Genomic DNA, 23,669 nt, shown 5'->3' with positions numbered 1-23,669 from the left:
CTTACTCTGCATACGCTATCGTAGCAATACTCAACTTTAGGCCCGGTACTTTAAGTAATTCTATCCCGCAGGCTTCAAGCGTCGATCCGGTAGTGATGATATCATCAACCAATAAAACATGCTTATTCTCTAAAACTTTTGGGCGGGCAACAGCAAATACCTCCTGCATGTTTTGAAACCTGGCAAAGCGCGATTTATGCGTTTGTGTTTTGGTAGCTACGGTACGTATCAGGTTGTTTAATTCAACAATACCGCTTAGCGAAGTTGCCAGGCCTTCGGCAAAGCAGGCGCTTTGGTTATACCCCCGTGTTTTTAAACGTTTTTGATGAAGAGGCACCGGGATAATGTAATCAACTGTTGTAAACACCGGGTTTTGTATTAGCTGTTTCCCTGCCATATTACCCAACAAATTTCCAATATGCTGCATACCGTTGTACTTAAATTCATGTACCATATTCTGCACCTTGCCGCCCTTGTTAAAATAATACAAAGCATAAGCACCTTCAATATTTAATTTACCCCAAAACTGACGGGCAACAATATTATCGGGCTTTTGATGAAAATTGGTAAATGGCAGGTTGTACAGGCAATCGGTACACAAAATATCCTCATTAGCCATCAGGCTGGCGCGGCAGGCCGGGCAAAGCTGAGGGAATATCAGCGAAACAAAATCGGCCAGATAAGTGCGGAAGGCTTGCATGGGTTTAAGGTAGTGAGAAATTATTGAATAGTCCAATAACTTTACTTGCCCTTACTACCGTTTACTGGTCGACTTTTTCTGCGTAAAGAGAGGGTAAAGAAAATAAAAAAAGCCCCCTCTTGCGCTGCAGAGAGGGGGGGAGGGGTGAGTCAACTCACCAATATGTTCAATAAAGCTTCTACTCCGTAATGCCTTCTTTTTCTTTTTCCTTCTCGTTTATAGCTAACTGTCCGCAAGCGGCATCAATATCTTTACCGCGGCTGCGGCGCAGGTTGGTGTTTATGCCATGGCTGCGCAAATAATCGGCGAAAGCCTCTACCTTATCCTCACCGGCATTGATAAAGCTCGCCATTGATATTGGGTTGTACTCAATAATATTAACCTTGCAGGGCAGGTGCTTGCAAAATTTTGCCAGTTCCATAGCGTCCTGTATATTATCGTTTACACCGTCAAAAATAATGTACTCGTAGGTTACAGCATTTTTGGTTTTGGCGTAGTAGTATTTTAAAGCATCGGCTAAAGCCTTTAACGAGTTTTGCTCGTTTATAGGCATTATTGTGTTGCGCTTTTCGTCGTTAGCGGCGTGCAGGGAAAGTGCCAGGTTAAATTTCACCTGGTCGTCGCCCAGTTTGCGGATCATTTTGGCAATACCTGCGGTTGATACTGTAATACGTTTGGGCGACATGTTAAGTCCATCTTCTGCCGTAATGCGCTCTATCGATTTCATTACGTTAGCGTAATTCAGCAAAGGCTCGCCCATACCCATGTACACAATATTTGATAGCGGGATGCCGTAGTTCTCACGAGCCTGTTTGTCTATAAGCACCACCTGGTCGTAAATTTCATCGGGGTTAAGGTTGCGTTTGCGGTCCATGTATCCCGTAGCGCAAAACTTACAAGTAAGGCTGCAACCCACTTGAGACGACACACAGGCTGTCATTCTGTCGGTTGTTGGAATTAAAACACCCTCAATTAAGTGAGTATCATGTAATATAAAAGAATTTTTTATAGTTTTATCAGCACTAACCTGTGAAGTATTTATTTTAACGTTGTTGATTACGAATTTTTCATCAAGTTTAGTACGAAGTTCTTTTGAAATATTGCTCATTTCATCAAAAGAGACGCATGATTTTTCCCAAAGCCATTCGTACACCTGCTTAGCTCTAAAGCCCTTTTCATCCATGCTGATGAAATGCTGCTGTATAGCTTCGAGGCTTAAGCTGCGGATATCAATTTTATCTTTTTTGTTGTTCACGTTGCAAAAGTACTTAAATTTAAAAATTCTGTTCTTTTTTTAAAGTCATTCTTTTCTAACATTAAAAACAATAACTAAAGGTTAATTGTATTTAATGAGGGATTGGATTTAAAAAAAACATTGCTGATGCTAAGTTATATTTAATGAAAAGTTTTAAAGCCGATTACGTTTACCCTATTTGTGCCGATCCTGTAAAGAATGGAATTGTTACTGTAGATGACTCTGGGAAGATCATATCAGTTACTGACGACAGTGCCCCCCCAACACAAACCCCCATCGAAACCGTAAGCGGTATAATTGTTCCCGGCTTTATAAATACACACTGCCATACCGAGCTTTCGCACATGAAAGATAAAATAAGTGCCGGTGGTGGGCTAATCAATTTTATAAAAGACATCCTCTCTTTCAGAAGCGCCGAGCCGGGCGAAATACTGGCGGCAGCGCAAGCAGCCGATCAGCAGATGTATGATAATGGGATAGTGGCCGTTGGCGATATTTCTAACAACAGTATCACTGCATCCATCAAAGCAAAAAGCAAGTTATATTATCATACGTTTATTGAAATATTGGGGTTTTTGCCCGCAAATGCCGAAGAGCTTTTTAATAAAGCCCTTGCTACGGCCGAAGAGTTTAAACCGCAATCAACATCAATAACCGCGCACGCGCCCTATTCGGTATCTAAAGAATTATTTAAGCTGATCAAACAGCATTGCGAAACCGGCACTAACCTCCTAAGTATCCATAACCAGGAGTGCGAAGACGAGAATAAATTTTACCGCTATAAATTAGGCGGGTTTATTGATCTGTATAAGCATTTAGGGGTTGATATTGGTTACTTCAGGCCGCAGGCGCGTAATTCCCTGCAATCAATTATCCCGTTGTTAACCAACCGGCAAAAGGTATTGCTGGTACATAATACCTGCACCAACTTAAAGGATATTTATTTTATCAAACGGTTTGATCGTAAGGTGAACTGGTGCTTTTGCCCTAATGCCAACATCTATATTGAAAAACGTTTACCCAAAATAGAGCTTTTTATAAACCAGGGACTCAACATTACCCTGGGCACCGATAGCCTTGCCTCTAACAATAAGCTGTGCATTTTAAGCGAAATGCGAACTATACAGCAGCACTTCCCGTCTATCGATATTGATACCCTGTTAAAATGGGGTACCATTAACGGTGCGCAATTTTTAGGTATTGATGATGAAAAAGGGACTATTGAGGCTGGTAAAACGCCCGGACTTAACCTTATTACCGGCATGGATGGCTTTAAACTAACCGCCGACACAAAGGTTAAAAAGCTGGTTTAATAATTGATTAGGTTGATTGCGTTGGATTACCTTATTTTTGTATCCAATAAAATATAAGGTGTGTGCGTTTTTACAATGTATTCACCGGTAAACATAATCAACCACTTTCCAGTTAAATGAAACATCTTGATATTACGGTAAAGGGCAAAGTACAGGGCGTATATTTCAGGGCCGGTGCAAAAGCCGTTGCCGACCAGCTAGGCGTAAAAGGTATTGTAGCAAACCAGCCCAACGGCGATGTATTTATTGAAGCCGAAGCTGACGATTTAATGATGGAAATGTTTTTGGAGTATTGCCACGAAGGTGCCGAACATGCCGTTATAGCCAGTGTTGAAACCCGCGAGGGCGAATTGAAAAACTATCGTAATTTTGAGATAGTAAAAAAGAGTTCATAAACCATTTTATCCTCTCTCTGATTGTCAACTGCTAAAAAATTTGCCGGGCAAACCGCACTGTATGGTGTAAGTACCATAGCCGGTAGGGTACTTGGTTTTTTTCTGACCCCGATATACACCCGCACTTACGCCACCAAAACCTACGGGATTTTTGGCAATATGTTTAGTTATGCTTCTATGCTTAATGCCTTGCTGGCATTTGGTATGGAAACAACTTATTTCAGGTATTTGAATAAACATGCTGATAACAAACAGGCGGTTTACAATAATACATTCGGGGCAATATTAAGTATAGCGGTATTGTTTTTCCTGCTTACCTTCCCTTTTGCGGGCAGCATAACCAATTGGATCCGCGTTGATAATACCACGCCAGTAGATCAGTACATATTATACACCAAATATTTTATTGGTATTTTAATTTTTGATGCCCTGTGCGTGATACCTTTTGCGAAGGTACGTGCCGATGGCCGTCCGGGGCGTTATGGTCTTATAAAACTGGCTAACGTAGTAATATTTGTTGGGTTAAACCTGTTTTTTATATACGCTGTCCCGTTTATCATAAAGCATAACTTACCGGGTGTTAATCTTATTACCCCATGGTTCATAAAGGGGTGGCTGGGCTACGTTTTCTTGTCAAATTTAATTGCCAGTATTGCTACCTTTTTAATGCTGATGCCCGAGTTGTTACAGCTGAGGCCGAAATTTAACCGCGCACTTTTTGCCGAAATGCTGATATATAGCTGGCCGGTTCTGATAGCCAACTTCTCATACCTGGTAAATGAAAATCTTGATAAAATTTTATTAGGTAAACTATTACCCGAAGATGTAAGCGCTACACAGGTTGGTATATATTCAGCCTGCGCTAAAATATCTATCTTCCTTAGCATTTTTGTAAATGCATTTAGGCTTGGAGCCGAACCTTTCTTTTTTAGCCATGCTAAAAATAAAAATGCAACGCAAACCTACGCACGTATCATGACATACTTTATAATTGCCGTATGCCTGATATTCGTGGCACTGGTAGCAAATATTCAACTGCTGAAATATTTTATAAAGGGTAAGGATGCAGAGCAAACTAATTTATATTGGTCAGGCATACAAGTGGTTCCTGTATTGTTGTTTGGTTATGTAAGTCTGGGTATTTATATGAACTTATCTGTTTGGTATAAACTTACCGATCAAACCAAATATGGGTTATACATATCTGGCATAGGGGCTTTGCTTACCATAGTGCTTAACATTATTTTTATCCCTTATTATGGGTACATAGCTTCGGCTTGGATCTCATTAACCGCGTATGCCAGTATGATGATGTTATCATACATCTGGGGGCAAAAAAATTATCCTATACCTTATAATATTAAAAAGAACCTTGCTTATATAATTATCTCAGCCGTACTCGTTTATTTATCGTTCAGCGTGTTTAAGCGCAATATATTTATAGGTAACGGCTTGTTAATTCTGTTTGGATTGGGAGCATTGTATACCGAACGCAAAGAACTAAAAGCTATCTTTAACAGATAAAAACATCGGGGACATAATGAAATTAGCGGCGGCCATCTTACTTACAGGGCTATCATTTACCTGCCTGGCGCAAAACAAGCCGGGGAAGGCTAATAGTGCCATAGTAATTGCCGCAAAACCCATGACAGCCGCCGATAGCGGTATGGTAAAACAACTCTTCTTTTCGGCCCTGCGCGAAAAAACGGTCGAGAACACCAAACTGGCTGCCGAGCTTTTTAACCGCATTTTGCAGATAGACCCTACCAATGATGCCACTATGTTTGAGCTGGCTAACCTGGAGAAAGCGCAGAACAACTACCCGGTTATGCAAAACCTGCTGGAGCGGGCAGTTACCGTAAACCCAAATAACGAGTGGTACTGGATAGCCCTTGCCGGCAGCTACGAAAAAAGCAACGACCTGGATAAGCTGGAGAATGTTTTTAACGAACTTATCCGCCTTGACCCAAGTAAGCCCGACTACTATTACGATAAGGCCAACGCCCTGTTCATCCAAAAAAGGTATGACGAGGCCCTGGTCATGTATGATAAGGTAGAAGAACTTGCCGGCCCAAGCGAAGACCTGCTGCTTAACCGCCAAAAGATCTACATCAGGCAGGGGAATATCAAGAAAGCTATTTCGGCGCTTGATGAATTAATAATGGTTAACCCATTACAGGTAAAATATTACCTGATGCAGGCCGAGATATACAACACCAATAATTTAAATGATAAAGCACTTGCGGTATTGCAAAAAGCAAAAGCGCTCGATCCGAAAAACGGGTTGATACATTTAGCACTGTCAGATATCTACCGCGAAAAAAACAACATTGAGGCAAGTTATGACGAATTGATAGCAGCCTTTGCCATTCCCGATCTGGACATCGATCAAAAAATCAGGATAATTTTGGGCTATGTGCCCAAATTTCCAGATGCAAACGCAAAGGCCAGCGCGCTTGAACTAAGCCGCATCCTCACCGTTGCGCATCCGGCCGAAAGCAAGGCATTTGCCATATATGGCGATATGCTGCTGCAAAGCGAAAAAATAAGTGATGCCAAAACAGCCTATAAAAAAGCCATTAGTTTAGATAACCAGGCCTATAGCGTGCAGGAGCAACTGGTACGGATAGACCTTGGCGAAAACGACCTGGACGCAGCCATTAAGGATGGAGAAAACTCACTCTCGTTTTTCCCTAACCAGGCATGGATGAACTATATGGTGGGCTTGGCCTGGCAGCAAAAACGCGATTATAACAAAGCTATATCCTATTTACGCACGGCAACCGTCTTAGAAACGCAGGACAAAGACCTGCTTTCGCAAAGTTTTTCGGCCCTGGGAGATTGTTACCACTCGCTTGGCGATAATAAAAACTCGGATAGTGCATACGAAAAAGCCATCGCCATAAACCCCGATAATGCTTTTACGCTGAACAATTATGCCTACTATTTGTCGTTAAGGAATGAACGCTTAGAAAACGCGGCGCAAATGTCAAAGCATAGCACCGACCTGCAGCCCAACACGGCATCGTTTGAAGATACGTACGCCTGGATCCTGTTTAAGCAGAAAAAATATACCGAAGCTAAACTTTGGATAGAAAAATCGCTCCAACATGATAAAGGGGCCAGCGCCACAAAAACAGAACATTATGGCGACATCCTGTTTTTTTTAGGAGATACCGAAGGTGCCCTGCAAAACTGGACAAAAGCAAAAACGCAGGGTGGCAAGTCGCCGGTTTTAGAACGAAAGATAAATGAAAAGAAATATTCTGAATAAAATAGCCGTTGTTTTTTGCCTCATGGCACTGGTTGCCTGTAAGTCGAAAAAGCTGGTTGTTGTAAACCGCCCTACCACCGCAGTAGATTCTGCCGCTATTAATAAAGAGAACAGCATTCGTGCAAGGTTGGCAGCTATCCAGTCAAAACAGGTTTCGTTTAATACCTTCTCGGGCAAAGCAAAAACCAAATTAGATATCAACGGCAACAGTAATGATGTTACGCTAAACATCCGCGTAGCGCGCGACCAAAAGATCTGGATCTCGGTAACCGCTATTATAGGTATTGAAGTTGCCCGCGCGCAAATCACGCCCGATAGTATTATTGTGGTGAACCGGTTGCAAAGTGTTTATCTTAAGAAACCGTTTAGTTATGTGTACACCTATGCAAGCAGGCAAATTACCTTTAAAACGCTGCAGGCTTTACTGGTTGGCAATGCCATCCCCGAGGTGCTTAACAGCAAGCCTGATTTTGACGCAGATGGTAATAATACTGTGCTAAGCGGCACTTTACAGGATCTGGTATACAAGCTTTTATTGGGCCCGGATATGAAAGTTACGCAAACCAACCTGTCAAACCAGTTTGGTGGCAAATCATTACAAGTGGCCAATAATGTTTTTATACAGGCCGATAACCGGGTTATGCCCTCGCAGATAGATATTTCATCAACAGCGGGCGATAAAAAGATCCGGTTAAACCTGCGTTATACACAGGCCGAGTTTGATAAGCAACTCGATTATCCTTTTAGTATCCCAAAAAGTTACGAACCTGCTAATTAAATTATATTTTTGGTGAATGAAATTTTTTAGAGCCGCATTATTTCTTGTTTGCGTATTTGCAGCTACCGGTGTTTTTGCACAAAGCAGTGCCGAGCTTAAACGCAGGCGCGATAAGTTAACCGATGAGTTAGAACAACTTAACCGCGAGTACCAGGAAACAGCAAGCAATAAAAAAGTATCATTAAAACAGCTTAACATACTTAAAGCGCAGATAAACCTGCGCGAAGAAAAGATAACCAATATCAATTCAGAAGTAAGAAACTTAGATAATCAAATCTCTGAGAGCAATAATACCGTACGTAGTTTACAAAGCCAGTTAGACCAGCTTAAAAAAGAATACGCAGGCATGGTGCTTTTTGCTTATCGTAACCAAAGTGCCTACAATAAACTGATGTTTATTTTTGCATCAAAAGACTTTAACCAGGCATACAGGCGTTTAAAGTATTTACAGCAATTTGGCACTTATCGCGAGCGGCAGGCCGGTTATATACAGGGCACACAAAAAGACCTGCATGTTAAGATAGTTGAGCTGGATAAGAACAAAAAAGAGAAAAGCGACCTGCTGCAAAGCCAGGAAAAAGAGAAAGAAGAGTTAGGAAAAGCTAAAAATAACCAGGTAAAAGTAATTACCGACCTGTCTAAACATCAGGGAGAGTTAAAGCAGCAGCAAAAAGACGTACGTAAAAGGATAGCAGCGGCCAACCGCGCGATACAGAATACGATAAGGCGAGAAATTGAAGAGTTAAGGCGCAAGGCCGAAGCAGAGGAGAAGGAAAGGGCCCGCATAGCCGCCGCGAAAGCGAAGGCCGAAAACCGTGAGGTGGTTGCCCCAACCAAAAAAGCGATAACCAAAAACTCGACAACAAGCGAGATATTGAACTCGACACCTGAAGCGGCTAAACTGTCTAACGACTTTTTAGGCAACAGGGGGCGTTTGCCATGGCCGGTAGCAACAGGCCAGTTAATTCATGGATTTGGTAGCTATAAAGAAGATGGTATAAGCATTGATAATACCGGGTACGAGATAAGGACCAATAATGGAGCACCGGTAAGGGCCGTATTTGACGGAACAGTGAAAACCATTGTTGATTTAGGCGGTAGTTATTTGGTGATCATTATACATGGGGAGTACTTTACATCTTACCAGAATTTAAGAACGGTTAACGTTACTAAAGGGCAAAAAGTAAGTACCAAACAAACTATTGGTACTGCAGCGCTTGATCAGTTATCCGGCGATGCAACTATCATATTCTCTATCAACAAGGGCAGGGATTCGGTGGATCCTAAAATGTGGCTTGCACCAAATTGATTTTAAACCTTATAGTACTAATTGTTTATATTTGTAACCTTAATTTATAAGAGATGTTAAGTTCAGTGCTTTTATTTTTAAACATAGGTAGCGGCGAGATGATTTTGATCTTGTTTGCTGCACTAATGCTTTTTGGTGGCAATAAGCTGCCTGAGCTTGCGCGTGGATTGGGAAAAGGTATCCGCGATTTTAAGGATGCATCAGAGGATGTTAAACGCGAAATAAATAACCAGATAAACAATTACGAAGAAAAGAAACCCGAAAAAAAGGAAGAAGTTGAGGCTGAAATACCAGCAACTACCGAGCCGGAGCATACTTATGAACCGGTAGAAGGTACCATAGCTGCGTATAAGGGGTATGTTGCAGGTACTGATGCTATTGAAGAACCGGAAGCTGCTAAAACTGCAGAAGATGCTACTTATGAGCATAATGCAGAAGTAAAGCATGTAGAGGAAGAAAAGGCTCACAGCCCTATCAACTTAACCAAAACGGAAGAGGCACCGGTTAAAAAAACTAATGAAGAAGAATATAAATAACAACAAAAATATTTAACATAACATAAAACTTAAAAATCATGGGTGGATTAGGCGCACCAGAAATCATTCTGATCATCGTTGCAATATTAATTATGTTCGGCGGTAAAAAAATTCCTGAACTAATGAAAGGATTAGGCAGGGGCGTTAAAGAATTTAAAGACGCGCAGAACGGTGAAAGCAATACTGCAAATACTACTACTACAGAAGATAAAACCAAGGTTTAATTTTCTGCCCTTTTATTGTACAGCTAAGCTTTAGCTGTTTAAACGTATAAACTTATCTGTTGAAATAGTTATGCTTCAACGGATAAGTTTTTTATTTTAGGCCCATGGCTAAAAACTATACCTCTTATATAGAAATTAAGAGCGGGTTGAAAAGTGGGGAGATCACGGCTGAAAGCTTGGTAAAAGGTTACCTTCAGCAGATAAAAACGAACACACATTTAAACGTTTTTAACGAGGTTTTTGAAGATGAGGCACTTGCCTCTGCAAAACAAATTGATGCACGCATTAGCAACGGCACTGCCGGTAAGCTTGCCGGGATGGTTATCGCTATTAAAGATAACATCTGCTATAAAGGGCACAAGGTTTCCGCATCATCCAAAATTTTAGAAAATTTTACATCTATATATTCAGCAACCGTTGTTGAGCGCTTGCTTGCGCAGGATGCCATTATTATTGGCCGTTGTAACTGTGATGAATTTGCTATGGGTGCCGCTAACGAAAATTCGTTTTTTGGCCCGGTAAAAAACTATGCTGATGTAACCCGTGTTTCGGGTGGTTCATCGGGAGGCTCGGCAGTGGCGGTGCAAGCCGGCATGTGCCATGCCGCTCTCGGTACAGATACAGGTGGTTCGGTAAGGCAACCCGCATCGTTTTGTGGAGTTATTGGCCTAAAGCCAACTTATGGCCGTATCTCGCGCCATGGTGTAATCAGCTACGCCTCGTCATTTGACCAGGTAGGGCCGGTAACAAAATCGGTATCCGACGCGGCATTACTGCTGGAAGTTTTAGCCGGTGTAGATGAATACGACAGCACCCTGTCGCAACATGCTGTACCTGCATCTGCCGATCTCAAGAAAGAAACAGGCAAAAAGAATATTGCGTATTTGCAGGAAGCTTTATCAAGCCCGGGCGTTGACGCGGATGTAAAAGCCACCCTTACAACTTACATAGAAAAACTGCGTGCCGATGGCCACACGGTAAAGCCTATAACATTTGAGTACCTGGAATATCTTGTTCCAACCTATTATATATTGGCCATGGCCGAGGCTTCGTCAAACCTTGCCCGGTACGATGGTGTACACTACGGGTACCGCAGCCCCAATGCTACCGATCTGCAATCGACGTATAAACTGAGCCGGTCCGAAGGATTTGGTAAAGAAGTAAAACGCCGCATAATGCTGGGTACGTTTGTACTAAGCGCCGGGTATTACGATGCGTATTATGCCAAAGCCCAAAAAGTACGCAGGCTTATCCAGAACAAAACCAACGAGATTTTAAAAGACTTTGATTTTATATTGACACCCACGGCGCCAGAACCTGCCTTTGCACTTGGTGTAAAAGAAAAAGACCCTGTGGTTACCTACCTGCACGATATTTTTACAGTGCAGGCCTCGTTGGTGGGGATGCCTGCCATTTCGCTTCCGGCAGGCAATAACAGTAAAGGTTTGCCGTTAGGGTTACAATTATTAACTAAAAGTTTCGACGAGCAGGCGCTGCTTAATTTTTCCGAATATTTCATGCAGCTATAATTATTTAATATATTAGTAAATAATTGTCAGAAAACTTTTTTTGAGAGTTTACCCTAAAGTATGAAGAAACTGTTTCCTTTTATTATTTGTGCATTATTTATACAAATAGTTAAAGCAGATACCAAAGCCGTGTTTAATATGGCACCGGCAGAGATAGTGCAGCAAGATACCAACGTGCTTTTGCCTGTTATACAGGCACCGGTATCTATTTACCAGAACAACATTTTTAAACGCAGGCTCGATTCTATACAGCACGAAGTGCCTTTAGATTATAATGGCTATGTACAGGCTTATATAGACAATTATATGCGCCGCCGCGATGAAATGGGCCGTATGCTGGGCTTATCAAGATATTACTTCCCTATTTATGAGAAGGCGTTTCACGATGCAGGCATCCCCGATGAGATCAAATACCTGTCGATAGTAGAGTCTGCACTTAACCCGAATGCGATTTCGAGGGTAGGGGCAGCAGGGCCATGGCAGTTCATGTCAGAAACAGCCAAGATCTATGGCCTTAGCATGACCGATTATGTTGACGACCGCCGCGACCCTATCCAGGCAAGCGCCGCCGCCGCCGCATATCTAAAGGATGCCTACCTGCAATTTGGCGATTGGCTGCTGGCCATAGCATCATACAACTGCGGTAAAAGCAACGTATTGCACGCGCTTGAGCAAACCGGCACGCACGATTACTGGTCTATCCGCGAACTGCTGCCTGCCGAAACACGTGGTTATGTGCCTGCATTTATCGCCATAAACTATGTGATGAAGTATCACAAATACCATTACATAGTGCCGCAAACGGGCAATTTAGCTATTGTTACCGATACCATTATGGTGAACAAGTTTGTATCGCTAAACCGGGTAGCGCAGGCACTGGGCATGCCGTTAAAGGATGTTTGTACGTTGAACCCATCATACAGGCAACAATTGGTAAACGGTACAGCCGCCATTCCGCGCCGCATAGTTATTCCTAAAATTGATAAAGAGCGCGATAATATTTTGCGCAATGCCATAGCCGATTTAAATGCGCCTATACCGGTGCTTAGGCCAATACAATATGTGTCAATTGTGCCGCCACCGCCGCCAATACCAATTAAACCGCCGGTAATGGCCGTGCAGGCTGTTGTTGATGGCAAAGTGGTTGCCCCAACTATCCATACTACAAAAAAGGGCGAAACACTTACCAGTATTGCTACTATGTATGGCGTAAAGGTTGAGCAGTTGATGCAATGGAACAGGGCCCTGGGTAATAATGCAACACTGCCGCTATTGCCAGGTTTAGCTGTTAATATAGGCAGGGGATAAAGATATTTTTGTGAAGCCCGGTTTTGATGTATTTCGAAACCGGGCTTTTTTTATTAGCCACTTCAGGAAAACTAATTGTAATTTTGGGGGCTTGAATTATTGAGACCATGAACAAACCCAATCGTAAACAGGACGCTTTAAACTATCACTCAAAAGGCCGTCCCGGTAAAATACAGGTAGTACCAACAAAGCCTACCAATTCTCAACGCGACTTAACTTTAGCTTATTCGCCGGGTGTTGCCGAGCCATGCCTGCGTATTGCTGAAAATGTTGAAGATGTATATAAATACACGGCAAAGGGCAACCTGGTAGCTGTTATCAGTAACGGTACCGCGGTGCTTGGCCTGGGTAATATTGGCCCTGAAGCCAGTAAGCCTGTTATGGAGGGTAAAGGCCTTCTGTTTAAGATCTATGCGGATATTGATGTGTTCGACCTGGAGATAAACGCCAAAACGGTTGATGAATTTGTAAATATTGTAAAAGCGCTTGAGCCAACATTCGGGGGTATCAACCTCGAAGATATATCTGCCCCAACCTGCTTTGAAATTGAGCGCAGGCTAAAGGCCGAAATGAAGATTCCGGTGATGCACGATGACCAGCACGGTACGGCCATCATATCGGGCGCGGCATTGATGAATGCCTGCGAGATACAGGGTAAAAAACTTGATAAAATAAAGCTGGTTGTGAACGGCGCCGGCGCGGCAGCTGTTTCATGTACAAAAATGTACCTTTCGCTTGGGGTTAAAAAAGAGAACCTGGTAATGTTTGACATTAACGGGTTATTGACGCCCGAGCGTACCGACCTGGATGAAATGCGCCTGCAATTCGCCACAAACCGTAAAGATATTACCACCCTTGCCGATGCAATGAAAAATGCCGACGTATTTGTTGGCCTGTCGGCAGGTAATGTGGTTACACCGGCAATGCTGGTAAGCATGGCTAAAAACCCAATTGTTTTTGCTATGGCCAACCCCGAGCCAGAAATAACCTACGATTTGGCTACAGCCGCACGTAAGGATATTATTATGGCTACCGGCCGTTCCGATTACCCTAACCAGGTGAACAACGTATTGGGTTTCCCGTACATTTTCCGTGGGGCGCTTGATGTAAGGGCTACTGCGATAAACGAAGAAATGAAGATAGCGGCAGTAAAAGCAATTGCCGAGATGGCTAAAAAGCCGGTACCCGAAGCTGTTAACTTAGCATATAATATTACCAACTTAAAGTTTGGCCGCGATTACATTATCCCCAAACCTATGGATCAGCGCCTCATCACAGAGGTGTCTTCGGCGGTTGCAAAAGCGGCTATCGATTCGGGCGTTGCCCGCAAAACCATCACCGATTGGGATGCTTATAACGAGGAGTTGTTGTCACGCTTAGGCACCAACAACAAGTTGCTGCGCGATATTACAAACAAGGCTAAACAGAACCCTAAACGTGTAGTATTTGCAGAGGCGGATACTTATAAAATACTGCGTGCCGCACAAATTGTGAAGGACGAGGGTATTGCAACCCCAATTTTATTGGGTAATGCCGAAAGAATAAGGAGCATTATGCGCGAGAACGAGCTTGATTTGGGCGATGTACAGATCATCGATCCAAGAATTGAGACCGAGCGCACGCTTGAGTTTGCACAATTCCTGTTCAAAAAACGCCAGCGTAAAGGGGTAACCTTGTTCGAAGCCAAAAAACTAATGATGGTTGACCGTAACTATTACGGCGCTTGCATGATCCACTTTGGCGAAGCAGATGCCTTAATATCGGGTTTAACCAAAGATTATGCAACCACCATTAAACCGGCTTTGCAGATAATAGGTACCGAAGCCGGTGTAAACCGTGTGGCTGGTATGTACCTGATGATAACCGAAAAAGGCCCTGTGTTTTTTGGTGACACCACCGTAAATGTAAACCCATCGGCGCAGGAACTGGTAGATATTACTGTGTTGATGGATCGTTCTATAAAACAGTTGAACATACAGCCGCGTATAGCCGTATTGTCTTATTCTAACTTTGGCTCAAACAACGGCGATATACCCGAAAAAACCAGGGAAACGGTACGTATCCTTCATGAAAAATACCCGGATATGGTTGTAGATGGCGAAATGCAGGCTAACTTTGCATTAAACTCATCATTGTTAGCTGATAACTTCCCGTTCTCTACCCTAAATGGCAAACCTGCAAATACATTAATATTCCCGGGGCTGGCATCAGGTAATATTGCCTATAAATTATTACAGGAAATTGGCGGCGCCGAGGCTGTAGGTCCTATTTTGCTGGGTATGAAAAAACCGGTGCACGTATTACAATTAGGCAGTTCTGTTCGCGAGATAGTGAACATGGTTACCATTGCGGTAATAGATGCGCAGGTAAAGTGCGCTGAAGCCAAACCATCAAAAGCTAAAAAATAAACAACTGATGTACGATTATATTGATGGTAAACTTGCCTTTAAAGGCGCGGCGCATGTAATAATAGATGCCGGCGGCGTTGGCTATCATATTAATATATCATTAAACACCTACTCGCAATTACCCGAGGGCGAGCGGTGCAAACTTTTTGTTTGGCTGCACGTAAAAGAGGATGCACACACCCTATATGGCTTTGCCAGCGAGGGCGAGCGCAGACTTTTTATGCACCTGATCTCTATATCAGGCATAGGGCCAAATACCGGGCGTATGATGTTGTCGTCTATAACCCCTGCCGAGATACAGGCGGCTATTGTGCAGGGAAATGTGGCAGCCATACAAAGAATAAAAGGGATAGGCCCAAAGTCGGCCCAGCGTGTGATTTTAGAACTGCAAGACAAGCTTAAAAAAGAAGGCCCTGATACGCTTACTGTAATGCCAGGGTTAAAAACGGCAAAAGATGAAGCTCTTTCTGCCCTTGTAATGCTTGGATTTGTTCGTAACGTTGCAGAGAAAGTATTGGAGCTGGAAATAGCTAAAAATACAGGGGTTTTAACTGTAGAACAATTGATTAAATCTGCATTAAAAACCTTATAATTACTTTGCAATAAATAACACGCTTGATTAAAAATTTTACTACCAGGCTTTTTGTAGTTATACTCTTTGTATCTGCTTTAAGCGGGGTGGGAAAGTTATACGCGCAACAAACACCGGCTCAGCCTACGCAACCCGGTCAGCAGTTCCCTACACAGCAACAATCACAGTTCCCCAATCAGCAACGTACAGGGCAACAACCGCAGCAAACAACTAATCAGCAACAGCAAACCCAGTTTCAACAACCCGGCCAGCGCCCGGCTACAACAAAGCCACAGCAAACAGTACCTGTTACAGCAAAGGCAGATACCGGTAAAAAACTTGGCCCCATTAGTTTAACTGAGCCAATGAGCAAAAGGCAGCGCGAGGGGATTTTCTTTATCGACCCTCCGGGATTGGTACGCACAGTTGAATATGATGCCGCTATAAATAAATATGTTTTATATGAACGGTTAGGTAATCTGCTTTACCGCGCGCCACAATATTTAACCTTTGGCGAATATTTAATGCTGATGCAAAGGGGCGTAAAGCGCGAATATTTTAAACAACTGGCAGATAACTATGCTTATGAATCACAACAGCCGGGGTTTATACCGCAGATGAAGATAAGGAGCAAAACATTTGAGCAGATCTTCGGCAGCTCAAATATCAACATTCGCCCGCAGGGGTCGGCAGAGGTAATACTGGCCGGGCAGATCAATAAAAACGAGAACCCGCTGTTTAATACCCGCCAGCGCAACCAGTTCAACTTCAACTTTGATCAGCGGATCCAACTGAATGTTACCGGTGATATTGGCGATAAGTTAAAGATCACCACAAATTATAATACCGAGGCACAGTTCCAGTTTGAGAATCAGATAAAGCTTGATTACACCGGTCACCCCGACGAGATCATCCAAAAGATAGAGGCCGGTACGGTAAGTATGCCATTAAATACCACGCTTATATCGGGCAGCCAGGCCTTGTTTGGTGTTAAAACAAAACTGAAGTTTGGCAAGCTTGATGTAACCAGTATCTTCTCGCAACAGCGGTCGCAGGCAAAAAATATCACCATAAAAAATGGCTCACAGGAGCAAAGCATCAACATCACAGCTGCCGACTACGAAAGCAATAAACACTTTTTTTTATCGCAATACTTCCGTAATAATTATAACAGGGCGCTGGCTAATATCCCTATTATCAGCTCTAATATCAACATTACAAAAATCGAGGTTTGGACAACCAACCGTACCAACGTTACAACCGACTCGCGCGATATACTGGCATTTTTAGATTTGGGCGAAAATAAACCCTTCAATACCTCGGTTGTAACAGGCGGTACAAGTGCCTACCCGGCGGGCTTTAAAGGGCCGGGCTTTTCGCAGCAGTCAAACAATTTGTTAAATATTTTGCCTGCTACCGCACGTAACACCAATTCAAATGATGTGGCCAATCTTTTCAGGACCACGCGTGCTACAGATAACTACGCCAAGCTTACCTATGCCCGTAAATTAACCGATAAAGAGTTTACGCTGCACCCGCAATTGGGTTATATATCATTAAACTACCCTTTAAATAACGATGAGGTTTTGGCCGTTGCCTACCAGTATACCGTAAATGGTGTGCAATACCAGGTGGGTGAGTTCTCGAGCGATAGGGCGGTTGACCCGGGCACCCCAACGGTTTTATTCACCAAGTTATTAAAGAACGAACTGCTTAAAACCGACCTGCCAACCTGGGACCTGATGATGAAAAACATCTATTCGTTAGGCGCATATCAAATCAGTTCAACAAACTTTAAGCTGAACATATCCCGTTTGGATGATAAATCGGGCATCGAGAAAACCATTATGGACGAGGGGCAGAACACTAAAAGTAAACGCTGGATGCAGCTTACCGGTGTAGATAACCTGGATCAGCAAAATGATAAACGCCCGGATGGGTATTTCGATTTTTTGGAAGGTATCACCATCGATTCGCAAAACGGTCGCATTATGTTCCCGGTACTTGAGCCTTTTGGTAGCGACCTTGCTAAACAGTTTATCCCATCTGAGACCGACCTGGTGGCCCGATATGTTTACCAGCCGCTTTATGATTCTACCAAAACTATCGCGCAGCAGTTTTTTCCTAAGCTTAACAGGTATTTAATAAAGGGTACCTACACCTCGCAAAGCGGATCGGAGTACCAGTTGAATGCGGTTAACATCCCGCAAGGCTCTGTTGTGGTTACGGCCGGTTCGGTAAAATTACAGGAGGGTAACGATTATACTATTGATTACAGTGCGGGCCGTATCCGTATCTTAAACCAGGCTTTGCTGGCATCAGGCCAAACCATTAATGTTAAGTTGGAGAATAACGAGCTTTTTGGCGTACAGCAAAAATCGTTGTTCGGCACCAGGCTTGATTATCATTTAAATGATAAATGGGCGTTGGGTGCAACCATGATGCACCTTACAGAGCAGCCCATCACGCAAAATGAAATTGCCGGCGAGGAATCCATCTCAAACACCATTTGGGGTTTTGATGCCAACTACAGTTCGCAATCAAGGTTTTTAACCCGTTTGGTTGATAAGCTGCCGTTTATACATACCAAGGCGCCATCAACCATCAACTTTAGCGGCGAGTTTGCCCAGTTGCTTCCCGGCAGCCCCGGCGCATTGAACTTTGCCGGCTCAAAAAATGGTACTTCTTACCTGGACGACTTTGAGAACAGCCGCTCTGTTATTGATATAAAAAGCGCCATTAGCTGGCAAATCTCCGGCACGCCACAAATGTTTGGCGAGTCGGCCAATTTTGATGACCTGAGCTACGGTTATAACCGCGCCCGCCTGGCCTTTTATAACATCGACCCCATATTTTACACCAATTCGGGCTCTGTTAATGTATCGCGTAATGAGCTTTCTAACCATTACGTAAGGCAGGTTATTGAGCAGGAGGTGTTTCCATATAAACAATCAACCACCGGCCAGCCGTTAAGCTTATCAACCCTTAACCTTGCTTTTTACCCAACCGTGCGCGGGCCTTATAACTTTACCACTACAGGCCTTAATAATGATGGCACATTGCAGAACCCCAGGAACCGCTGGGGAGGGATGTTCCGCAAGTTGGAAACCAACGATTTTGAATCGTTAAACGTAGGATATATAGAGTTTTGGATGTTAGATCCGTTTATTTATAAACCAAACTCAACAGGGGGCGATCTGTATTTTAACCTGGGGAGTGTATCTGAAGATATATTAAAGGATGGCAGGAAAAGCCTGGAGAATGCTTTACCGGTTGATGGTGTAACCGCCGATAAGGTGGACGAGACCAACTGGGGGCGCGTATCAAAACTACAACCGGTTATTAATGCTTTTGACAACGACCCAAACTCGCGCAGGCTGCAGGATGTTGGTTTGGACGGACTGAATGACGACGGCGAAAAAGTGAAATTTGCGCCTGTTATACAACAAGTGCAAGGCCAGCTAAACCAACAAGCAGCCGCCGTTTTTGCCGCCGATCCATCATCGGATGATTACCGTTATTACCAGGGCAGGGAACTTGACCAGGCCGGTGCCGGGATATTAGAGCGCTATAGCCGCTATAATGGTACAGAGGGTAACTCTAAAACTGCCGAACAATCGCAGGCAGAACTGGGCATCCAAACATCGGCGTCAACATCATTGCCGGATGGGGAAGATATTAACCGGGATAATAACATGAGCCAAACGGATGAGTATTTTCAATACAAAGTATCCGTAAGGCCGCAGGATATGGTGATAGGGCAAAATTATATTAATGATAAAATTACCACTGCTGTAAAGTTGCCAAACGGAACCACCGAGGCGGTTACCTGGTACCAGTTCAGGATCCCGATAACCGATTACCAAAGCAAAGTAGGGAACATACAGGATTTCAAAGCCATCAGGTTTATGCGGATGTTCATGACCAATTTTGCCGATACATCTGTTTTGCGTTTTGCCACCCTGCAACTGGCCCGCAGCGAATGGCGTACTTTTAACATTGAGAATAACCCGCTTAACGTAATTGCCGACCCCGCCATCACCAACCCTGTAATAGACGGATCTACCCTGGACGTGCAGGCCGTTAATATTGAAGAGAACGGTAACCGCACACCTATACCTTATGTAGTGCCACCGGGTATTAACCGCCAGCGTAATTACAATAACCTGCAAACAGATACCAAGCTTAACGAGCAATCGCTATCGTTAAATGTGGCCAACCTGCGCGATGGTTACTCACGGGCTGCGTTCCGTACCTTCTTTAATGACCTGCGTGCATATAAGCGCATCCAGATGTTTATACATGCTGAAGGCGAAAATTTAAAAGATAAAGACCTGAATGGTTTTATACGCCTGGGGGTTGATTACCAGGATAACTATTACGAATACGAGGTGCCTTTAGCTATAACACAACCCGGCACACGCGACCCCGGCGCTATATGGCCTGCCAGTAACGAACTTGACCTGCAACTTTCATTGTTGGTTGATGCCAAACTTGCACGTAACAACGCTAAACTAAACGGGCAACCGTGGCCGTTCACCATTCCTTTTGTATATACAGACGGGCTTAATAAAGTAACCATTAAAGGGCAGCCCGATCTGAGCCGCCTGCGTACCATTATGCTGGGTGTGCGCAACCCGCTAAAAGGCACAGGTGCAAGCAACGACGATGGACTGAATAAAACAGGTACGGTTTGGTTTGATGAACTGCGCTTAACTGATTTTGACCAGCGGGGAGGCTGGGCCGCAACAGCAAGGGTAGATGCCGCCCTGGCCGATTTTGCCAACATAACCGTAGCGGGTAGTAAAAGCACCATTGGTTTTGGTACGCTGGATTCAAGGGTGGGCGATCGTAATCGAAGCGATAACCAGTCTATCGATGCATCGGCCAGTGTGGAGCTGGGTAAGTTTTTCCCGGAGAAAAGCGGTATCCGCATCCCTGCTTATGTAAACATATCAACCCAGATAAGTACGCCGCAGTATGACCCCGGGTCGCCAGATGTGGAGCTGAAAAAATCACTTGCCAACGCGCCAACCAGCCAGGCACGCGACTCGATAAAAAATGTAACAAAGGATTTTACCACGCGTAAAAGCATCAACTTTACCAATGTGCATAAAGAGCGTATTAATCAATCGGCACCGGTGCATGTGTGGGATATTGAAAACTTTGCGGCTACTTATGCCTATACCGAATATCAGCACCACGATTTTAATGTGGAGAACGATTTTTCTAAAACATACAGAGTAGCATTAAGCTATAATTATAATAAGGAGCCAAAATATTATACGCCTTTTGCCAAGATCATTAAAAGTAACCTGCTGGCCCTGGCACGCGATTTTAACTTCAGCATCCTGCCGTCGCGGTTAAACTTCAGTATTAGTTTCGATCGTTTCTACTCGGAGAACACCCTGCGTAATAACGATCCGAATAACTTTATCCCGATACCTACATCGTTCAATAAAAACTTTAATATAACCCGGGTTTACGGGATAGGATGGAACCTGTCGAAAGGGTTAACGCTGGATATCGACGCGACTAACCTATCGGTTGTGGACGAGCCTGCGGGGCGTTTAAACGGCCTAAAGCGCGATACCCTTTGGGAAAACCTTTGGAAACTGGGGCGTACCACAAACTATAACCATACCATTAACCTGAACTATACCGCGCCGATAAACAAAATACCGGGGTTGGACTGGACCGCCCTTACCGTGCGTTACAGCACCAACTTTAACTGGCAAACCCAACCCGAATTTGCCATTAACGATCCAACTTATGATGTAGGTAACAGTATACAGAACGCGCGTACCATACAGCTAAATCCTAACCTTAACTTCGCTAACTTTTATAATAAGTTTGCTGCACTGCGTAAAGGAAAGAATGAAAAAACAGGCGCTGCTAAATTCTTTTTGGGGATATTAACCGGGATAAAAAATATAAGCGGCACGTACACCCGTACCGAGGGAACTTTCCTGCCGGGTTACCTGCCGGAATCAAACTTTTTTGGGCAGGATGTTAATTACAATGCGCCGGGTATCGGCTTTCTGCTGGGCAGCCAGGCAGATTTGCGCGCCAAAGCGGTAGCAAACGGATGGATCACTAAAGATACCCTGCAGAATCAGCTGTATATAAAATCGTTTAATGAGGATATCCGCCTGCGGAGTATTATAGAGCCAATAGCCGACCTGCGGATAGAACTGATAGCCTTTAAAACGCAGGATCGTAACTATCAAACCAATTTTAAATACCTGGCCAGCACCAATAGCATTGAAAACCTTAGCCCGGTAACAACAGGTACTTATAGTATCTCATACATGTCGCTTGCTACTGCGTTCTCAAAATCAGGTGGGATAAATAATACCTCGGCTACGTACCAGAAGTTTTTAGATAATCGTTCTGTTATTTCCCAAAGGCTGGGGCCAACAAACCCTAATTCGGCTGGTACAACCGGCGGCTTTGCCGATGGTTATGGCCCTAATGCGCAAAACGTATTGGTGCCGGCTTTCCTGGCGGCTTATGCAGGTAAGGATGCAGGCTCGGTAAGTACAAACCAGTTCCCTAAAATACCCATACCAAACTGGCAAATATCATACGGTGGTTTAGGCAAGCTGCCATTCTTCACAGATCTTTTCGATTCATTCGATCTGAAGCATGGCTACAGGTCATCATATACTGTGGGTAGTTTTACTACTTTGTTGCAATACCAGGAAGCCAACGGTGCGGCAATTTCGAGGGATGCCAATAATGATTTCCTGCCTTTCTACCAGTTTTCGCAGGTGGCCATATTTGAGCAGTTTGTGCCCTTGCTGGGTGCCGATGTGCGTTTCAAAAACAGCATGACGGCCAACTTTGAATACCGCAAAACCCGTTCATTAAACCTGAGTTTATTAAATAGCCAACTGGCACAGCAGGAAGAAAACATTTTGGTTTTTGGATTTGGCTATCGCCCTAAAAATTTCAGGATGCCGTGGGGATTGTTTGGCACCGGTAACCGTACCGATAATGATATAAACTTTAAACTTGATGTAGCTGTGCGTGATAACAAAACACTTATTTACCGTGCCGATGTAGCAGCGGCCGAAGTGTCATCGGGCGCAAAAAATATCACCATGCGTCCCTCTATTGATTACGTGATAAATCAGCGTTTCAATCTTAACCTGTTTTACGATAGTAACATTACCAAGCCTTATACTTCGCAGTCGTTTAATACATCGTTTACCAACTTTGGTATTAATTTAAAGCTGTTATTGCAGTAAGATAATACGCGAACCTATACCACGCGTCATTGCGAGGAGCGTAGCGACGTGGCAATCTTCGATAGAAAAGTAGGCGAGATGCATATCGAAGATTGCCACGCTATCGCTCGCAATGACGCGCGCTACAATTATCCCTTCTTCCCTTCCTTTTTCTTCTCTACAGCTTCTTTAAACTTCTTGTCCTCTTTCTCTTTTTCTTTTACGGCTTTCTTGATGATTTTTTCCTGCTCCTTTTTATCATCGGTGTCGGCTTGCTGGCTAAGTTTTTTCTCCTGGGCAGGGCCCACGCCAGCGCAGTTTTTGATGCCGTTAAGCAGCACATGCCAAACCGTTTTAAAGAACGGGAAATTAGCCGGGCGGATGTAAACCACATTGGCCAGCCGGGGTTTATTGTTGCCATCATCAGGGTTGTCGTGTTTTATAATCACGGCGTTAGCTAGGGTGCTGATGAGGGTTTTCCTGGTGTAATCCGGGCGCAACACATCAACCTTTAGCCCCTTATATAAAAAAGATACCGTTCCTTTTGATAGCTTTTGCGTGCTATGTATATCAAAATCAAAGCTGGTTAACCTGCCCTCGGTTATTTTAACCATTGAGAGGGGCATCAGCACCGGGTTAACATCGCTCATGTTCATGGGCGCAAGGTGCCCCTTGTAAGCGTAGTTATAAGTAGCATCGTTAAGGTTAAATACAAAGTGCAGATCGAGTTTGGCCTTTCCCATAAAATAGCTGGTAAGGTTGGCTGTAGCGATATTATTCTTTTTTAGCTTATCCGCACGGTTGGTAAGGTTGAGGAACCGGCCGGAAATGTTGTTA

General features: G+C 43.8%; 15 protein-coding genes and 1 pseudogene. 13 read left to right on the top strand and 3 right to left on the bottom strand.

The window, feature by feature from the left end; all coding sequences use genetic code 11:
* Position 1: 1 nt before the first annotated feature.
* Complete coding sequence (locus WC615_RS04630; protein ID WP_372976966.1) at positions 2–700, bottom strand: ComF family protein; 699 nt, start codon at positions 698–700, stop codon at positions 2–4.
* Between the two features lie 178 nt (positions 701–878).
* A complete protein-coding gene (gene rlmN, locus WC615_RS04625; protein WP_372976965.1) occupies positions 879–1,955 on the bottom strand; it encodes a 23S rRNA (adenine(2503)-C(2))-methyltransferase RlmN in 1,077 nt (358 codons plus the stop codon).
* 143 nt (positions 1,956–2,098) lie between these two features.
* Between rlmN and WC615_RS04620 the strand changes: the two genes are divergently transcribed.
* The 13 genes from WC615_RS04620 to sprA all read left to right on the top strand — a co-directional run bounded on the left by WC615_RS04620 (position 2,099) and on the right by sprA (position 22,853).
* Positions 2,099–3,268: an amidohydrolase family protein gene (locus WC615_RS04620; protein ID WP_372976964.1), complete on the top strand. Its 1,170-nt coding sequence runs from the start codon at positions 2,099–2,101 to the stop codon at positions 3,266–3,268.
* 116 nt (positions 3,269–3,384) lie between these two features.
* Positions 3,385–3,663 carry an acylphosphatase gene (locus tag WC615_RS04615; protein ID WP_372976963.1) on the top strand — a complete coding sequence of 93 codons (279 nt, stop codon included), beginning with the start codon at positions 3,385–3,387 and terminating at the stop codon, positions 3,661–3,663.
* A gap of 21 nt (positions 3,664–3,684) precedes the next feature.
* Entirely contained in the window at positions 3,685–5,187 is a 1,503-nt protein-coding gene (locus tag WC615_RS04610) for an oligosaccharide flippase family protein (RefSeq protein WP_372976962.1), read from the top strand.
* 16 nt (positions 5,188–5,203) lie between these two features.
* Positions 5,204–6,937 (top strand): tetratricopeptide repeat protein, encoded by a 1,734-nt coding sequence (locus tag WC615_RS04605; RefSeq protein WP_372976961.1) that lies wholly within the window; start codon positions 5,204–5,206, stop codon positions 6,935–6,937.
* Entirely contained in the window at positions 6,915–7,715 is an 801-nt protein-coding gene (locus tag WC615_RS04600) for a DUF4292 domain-containing protein (RefSeq protein ID WP_372976960.1), read from the top strand. Before WC615_RS04605 ends, WC615_RS04600 begins: the two co-directional genes overlap by 23 nt.
* 16 nt (positions 7,716–7,731) lie before the next feature.
* Positions 7,732–9,024 carry a murein hydrolase activator EnvC gene (locus WC615_RS04595; RefSeq protein ID WP_372976959.1) on the top strand — a complete coding sequence of 431 codons (1,293 nt, stop codon included), beginning with the start codon at positions 7,732–7,734 and terminating at the stop codon, positions 9,022–9,024.
* A 53-nt stretch (positions 9,025–9,077) separates the two neighbouring features.
* Positions 9,078–9,560 (top strand): twin-arginine translocase TatA/TatE family subunit, encoded by a 483-nt coding sequence (locus tag WC615_RS04590; RefSeq protein ID WP_372976958.1) that lies wholly within the window; start codon positions 9,078–9,080, stop codon positions 9,558–9,560.
* A gap of 38 nt (positions 9,561–9,598) precedes the next feature.
* Positions 9,599–9,784 (top strand): twin-arginine translocase TatA/TatE family subunit, encoded by a 186-nt coding sequence (locus WC615_RS04585; RefSeq protein WP_191176852.1) that lies wholly within the window; start codon positions 9,599–9,601, stop codon positions 9,782–9,784.
* A gap of 104 nt (positions 9,785–9,888) precedes the next feature.
* Positions 9,889–11,313 (top strand): Asp-tRNA(Asn)/Glu-tRNA(Gln) amidotransferase subunit GatA, encoded by a 1,425-nt coding sequence (gene gatA, locus WC615_RS04580; protein WP_372976957.1) that lies wholly within the window; start codon positions 9,889–9,891, stop codon positions 11,311–11,313.
* A 60-nt stretch (positions 11,314–11,373) separates the two neighbouring features.
* Complete coding sequence (locus tag WC615_RS04575) at positions 11,374–12,621, top strand: transglycosylase SLT domain-containing protein (RefSeq protein WP_372976956.1); 1,248 nt, start codon at positions 11,374–11,376, stop codon at positions 12,619–12,621.
* Positions 12,622–12,728: 107 nt separating this feature from the next.
* Positions 12,729–15,029 (top strand): NADP-dependent malic enzyme, encoded by a 2,301-nt coding sequence (locus WC615_RS04570; RefSeq protein WP_372976955.1) that lies wholly within the window; start codon positions 12,729–12,731, stop codon positions 15,027–15,029.
* A 7-nt stretch (positions 15,030–15,036) separates the two neighbouring features.
* Positions 15,037–15,621 (top strand): Holliday junction branch migration protein RuvA, encoded by a 585-nt coding sequence (gene ruvA, locus WC615_RS04565; protein WP_372976954.1) that lies wholly within the window; start codon positions 15,037–15,039, stop codon positions 15,619–15,621.
* A 23-nt stretch (positions 15,622–15,644) separates the two neighbouring features.
* A complete protein-coding gene (gene sprA / locus WC615_RS04560; protein ID WP_372976953.1) occupies positions 15,645–22,853 on the top strand; it encodes a cell surface protein SprA in 7,209 nt (2,402 codons plus the stop codon).
* Between the two features lie 128 nt (positions 22,854–22,981).
* Here sprA and WC615_RS04555 read toward each other — a convergent pair.
* Positions 22,982–23,669, bottom strand: a pseudogene (locus WC615_RS04555) (hypothetical protein); the annotation flags it as partial.

Source organism: Mucilaginibacter sp. (assembly GCF_041663085.1).
Taxonomy (GTDB): Bacteria; Bacteroidota; Bacteroidia; order Sphingobacteriales; family Sphingobacteriaceae; genus Mucilaginibacter.
This window is presented reverse-complemented; position numbering and strand designations above follow the sequence as displayed.

What these genes read in the sequence shown, in the direction of transcription:
- WC615_RS04585 (WP_191176852.1), top strand. Translation starts at nt 9,599, where the DNA reads ATGGGTGGATTAGGCGCACCAGAAATCATTCTGATCATCGTTGCAATA.
- WC615_RS04620 (WP_372976964.1), top strand. Translation starts at nt 2,099, where the DNA reads ATGAAAAGTTTTAAAGCCGATTACGTTTACCCTATTTGTGCCGATCCT.
- gatA (WP_372976957.1), top strand. Translation starts at nt 9,889, where the DNA reads ATGGCTAAAAACTATACCTCTTATATAGAAATTAAGAGCGGGTTGAAA.
- WC615_RS04575 (WP_372976956.1), top strand. Translation starts at nt 11,374, where the DNA reads ATGAAGAAACTGTTTCCTTTTATTATTTGTGCATTATTTATACAAATA.
- WC615_RS04630 (WP_372976966.1), bottom strand. Translation starts at nt 700, where the DNA reads ATGCAAGCCTTCCGCACTTATCTGGCCGATTTTGTTTCGCTGATATTC.
- WC615_RS04600 (WP_372976960.1), top strand. Translation starts at nt 6,915, where the DNA reads ATGAAAAGAAATATTCTGAATAAAATAGCCGTTGTTTTTTGCCTCATG.
- ruvA (WP_372976954.1), top strand. Translation starts at nt 15,037, where the DNA reads ATGTACGATTATATTGATGGTAAACTTGCCTTTAAAGGCGCGGCGCAT.
- WC615_RS04590 (WP_372976958.1), top strand. Translation starts at nt 9,078, where the DNA reads ATGTTAAGTTCAGTGCTTTTATTTTTAAACATAGGTAGCGGCGAGATG.
- WC615_RS04595 (WP_372976959.1), top strand. Translation starts at nt 7,732, where the DNA reads ATGAAATTTTTTAGAGCCGCATTATTTCTTGTTTGCGTATTTGCAGCT.
- WC615_RS04605 (WP_372976961.1), top strand. Translation starts at nt 5,204, where the DNA reads ATGAAATTAGCGGCGGCCATCTTACTTACAGGGCTATCATTTACCTGC.
- WC615_RS04570 (WP_372976955.1), top strand. Translation starts at nt 12,729, where the DNA reads ATGAACAAACCCAATCGTAAACAGGACGCTTTAAACTATCACTCAAAA.
- WC615_RS04615 (WP_372976963.1), top strand. Translation starts at nt 3,385, where the DNA reads ATGAAACATCTTGATATTACGGTAAAGGGCAAAGTACAGGGCGTATAT.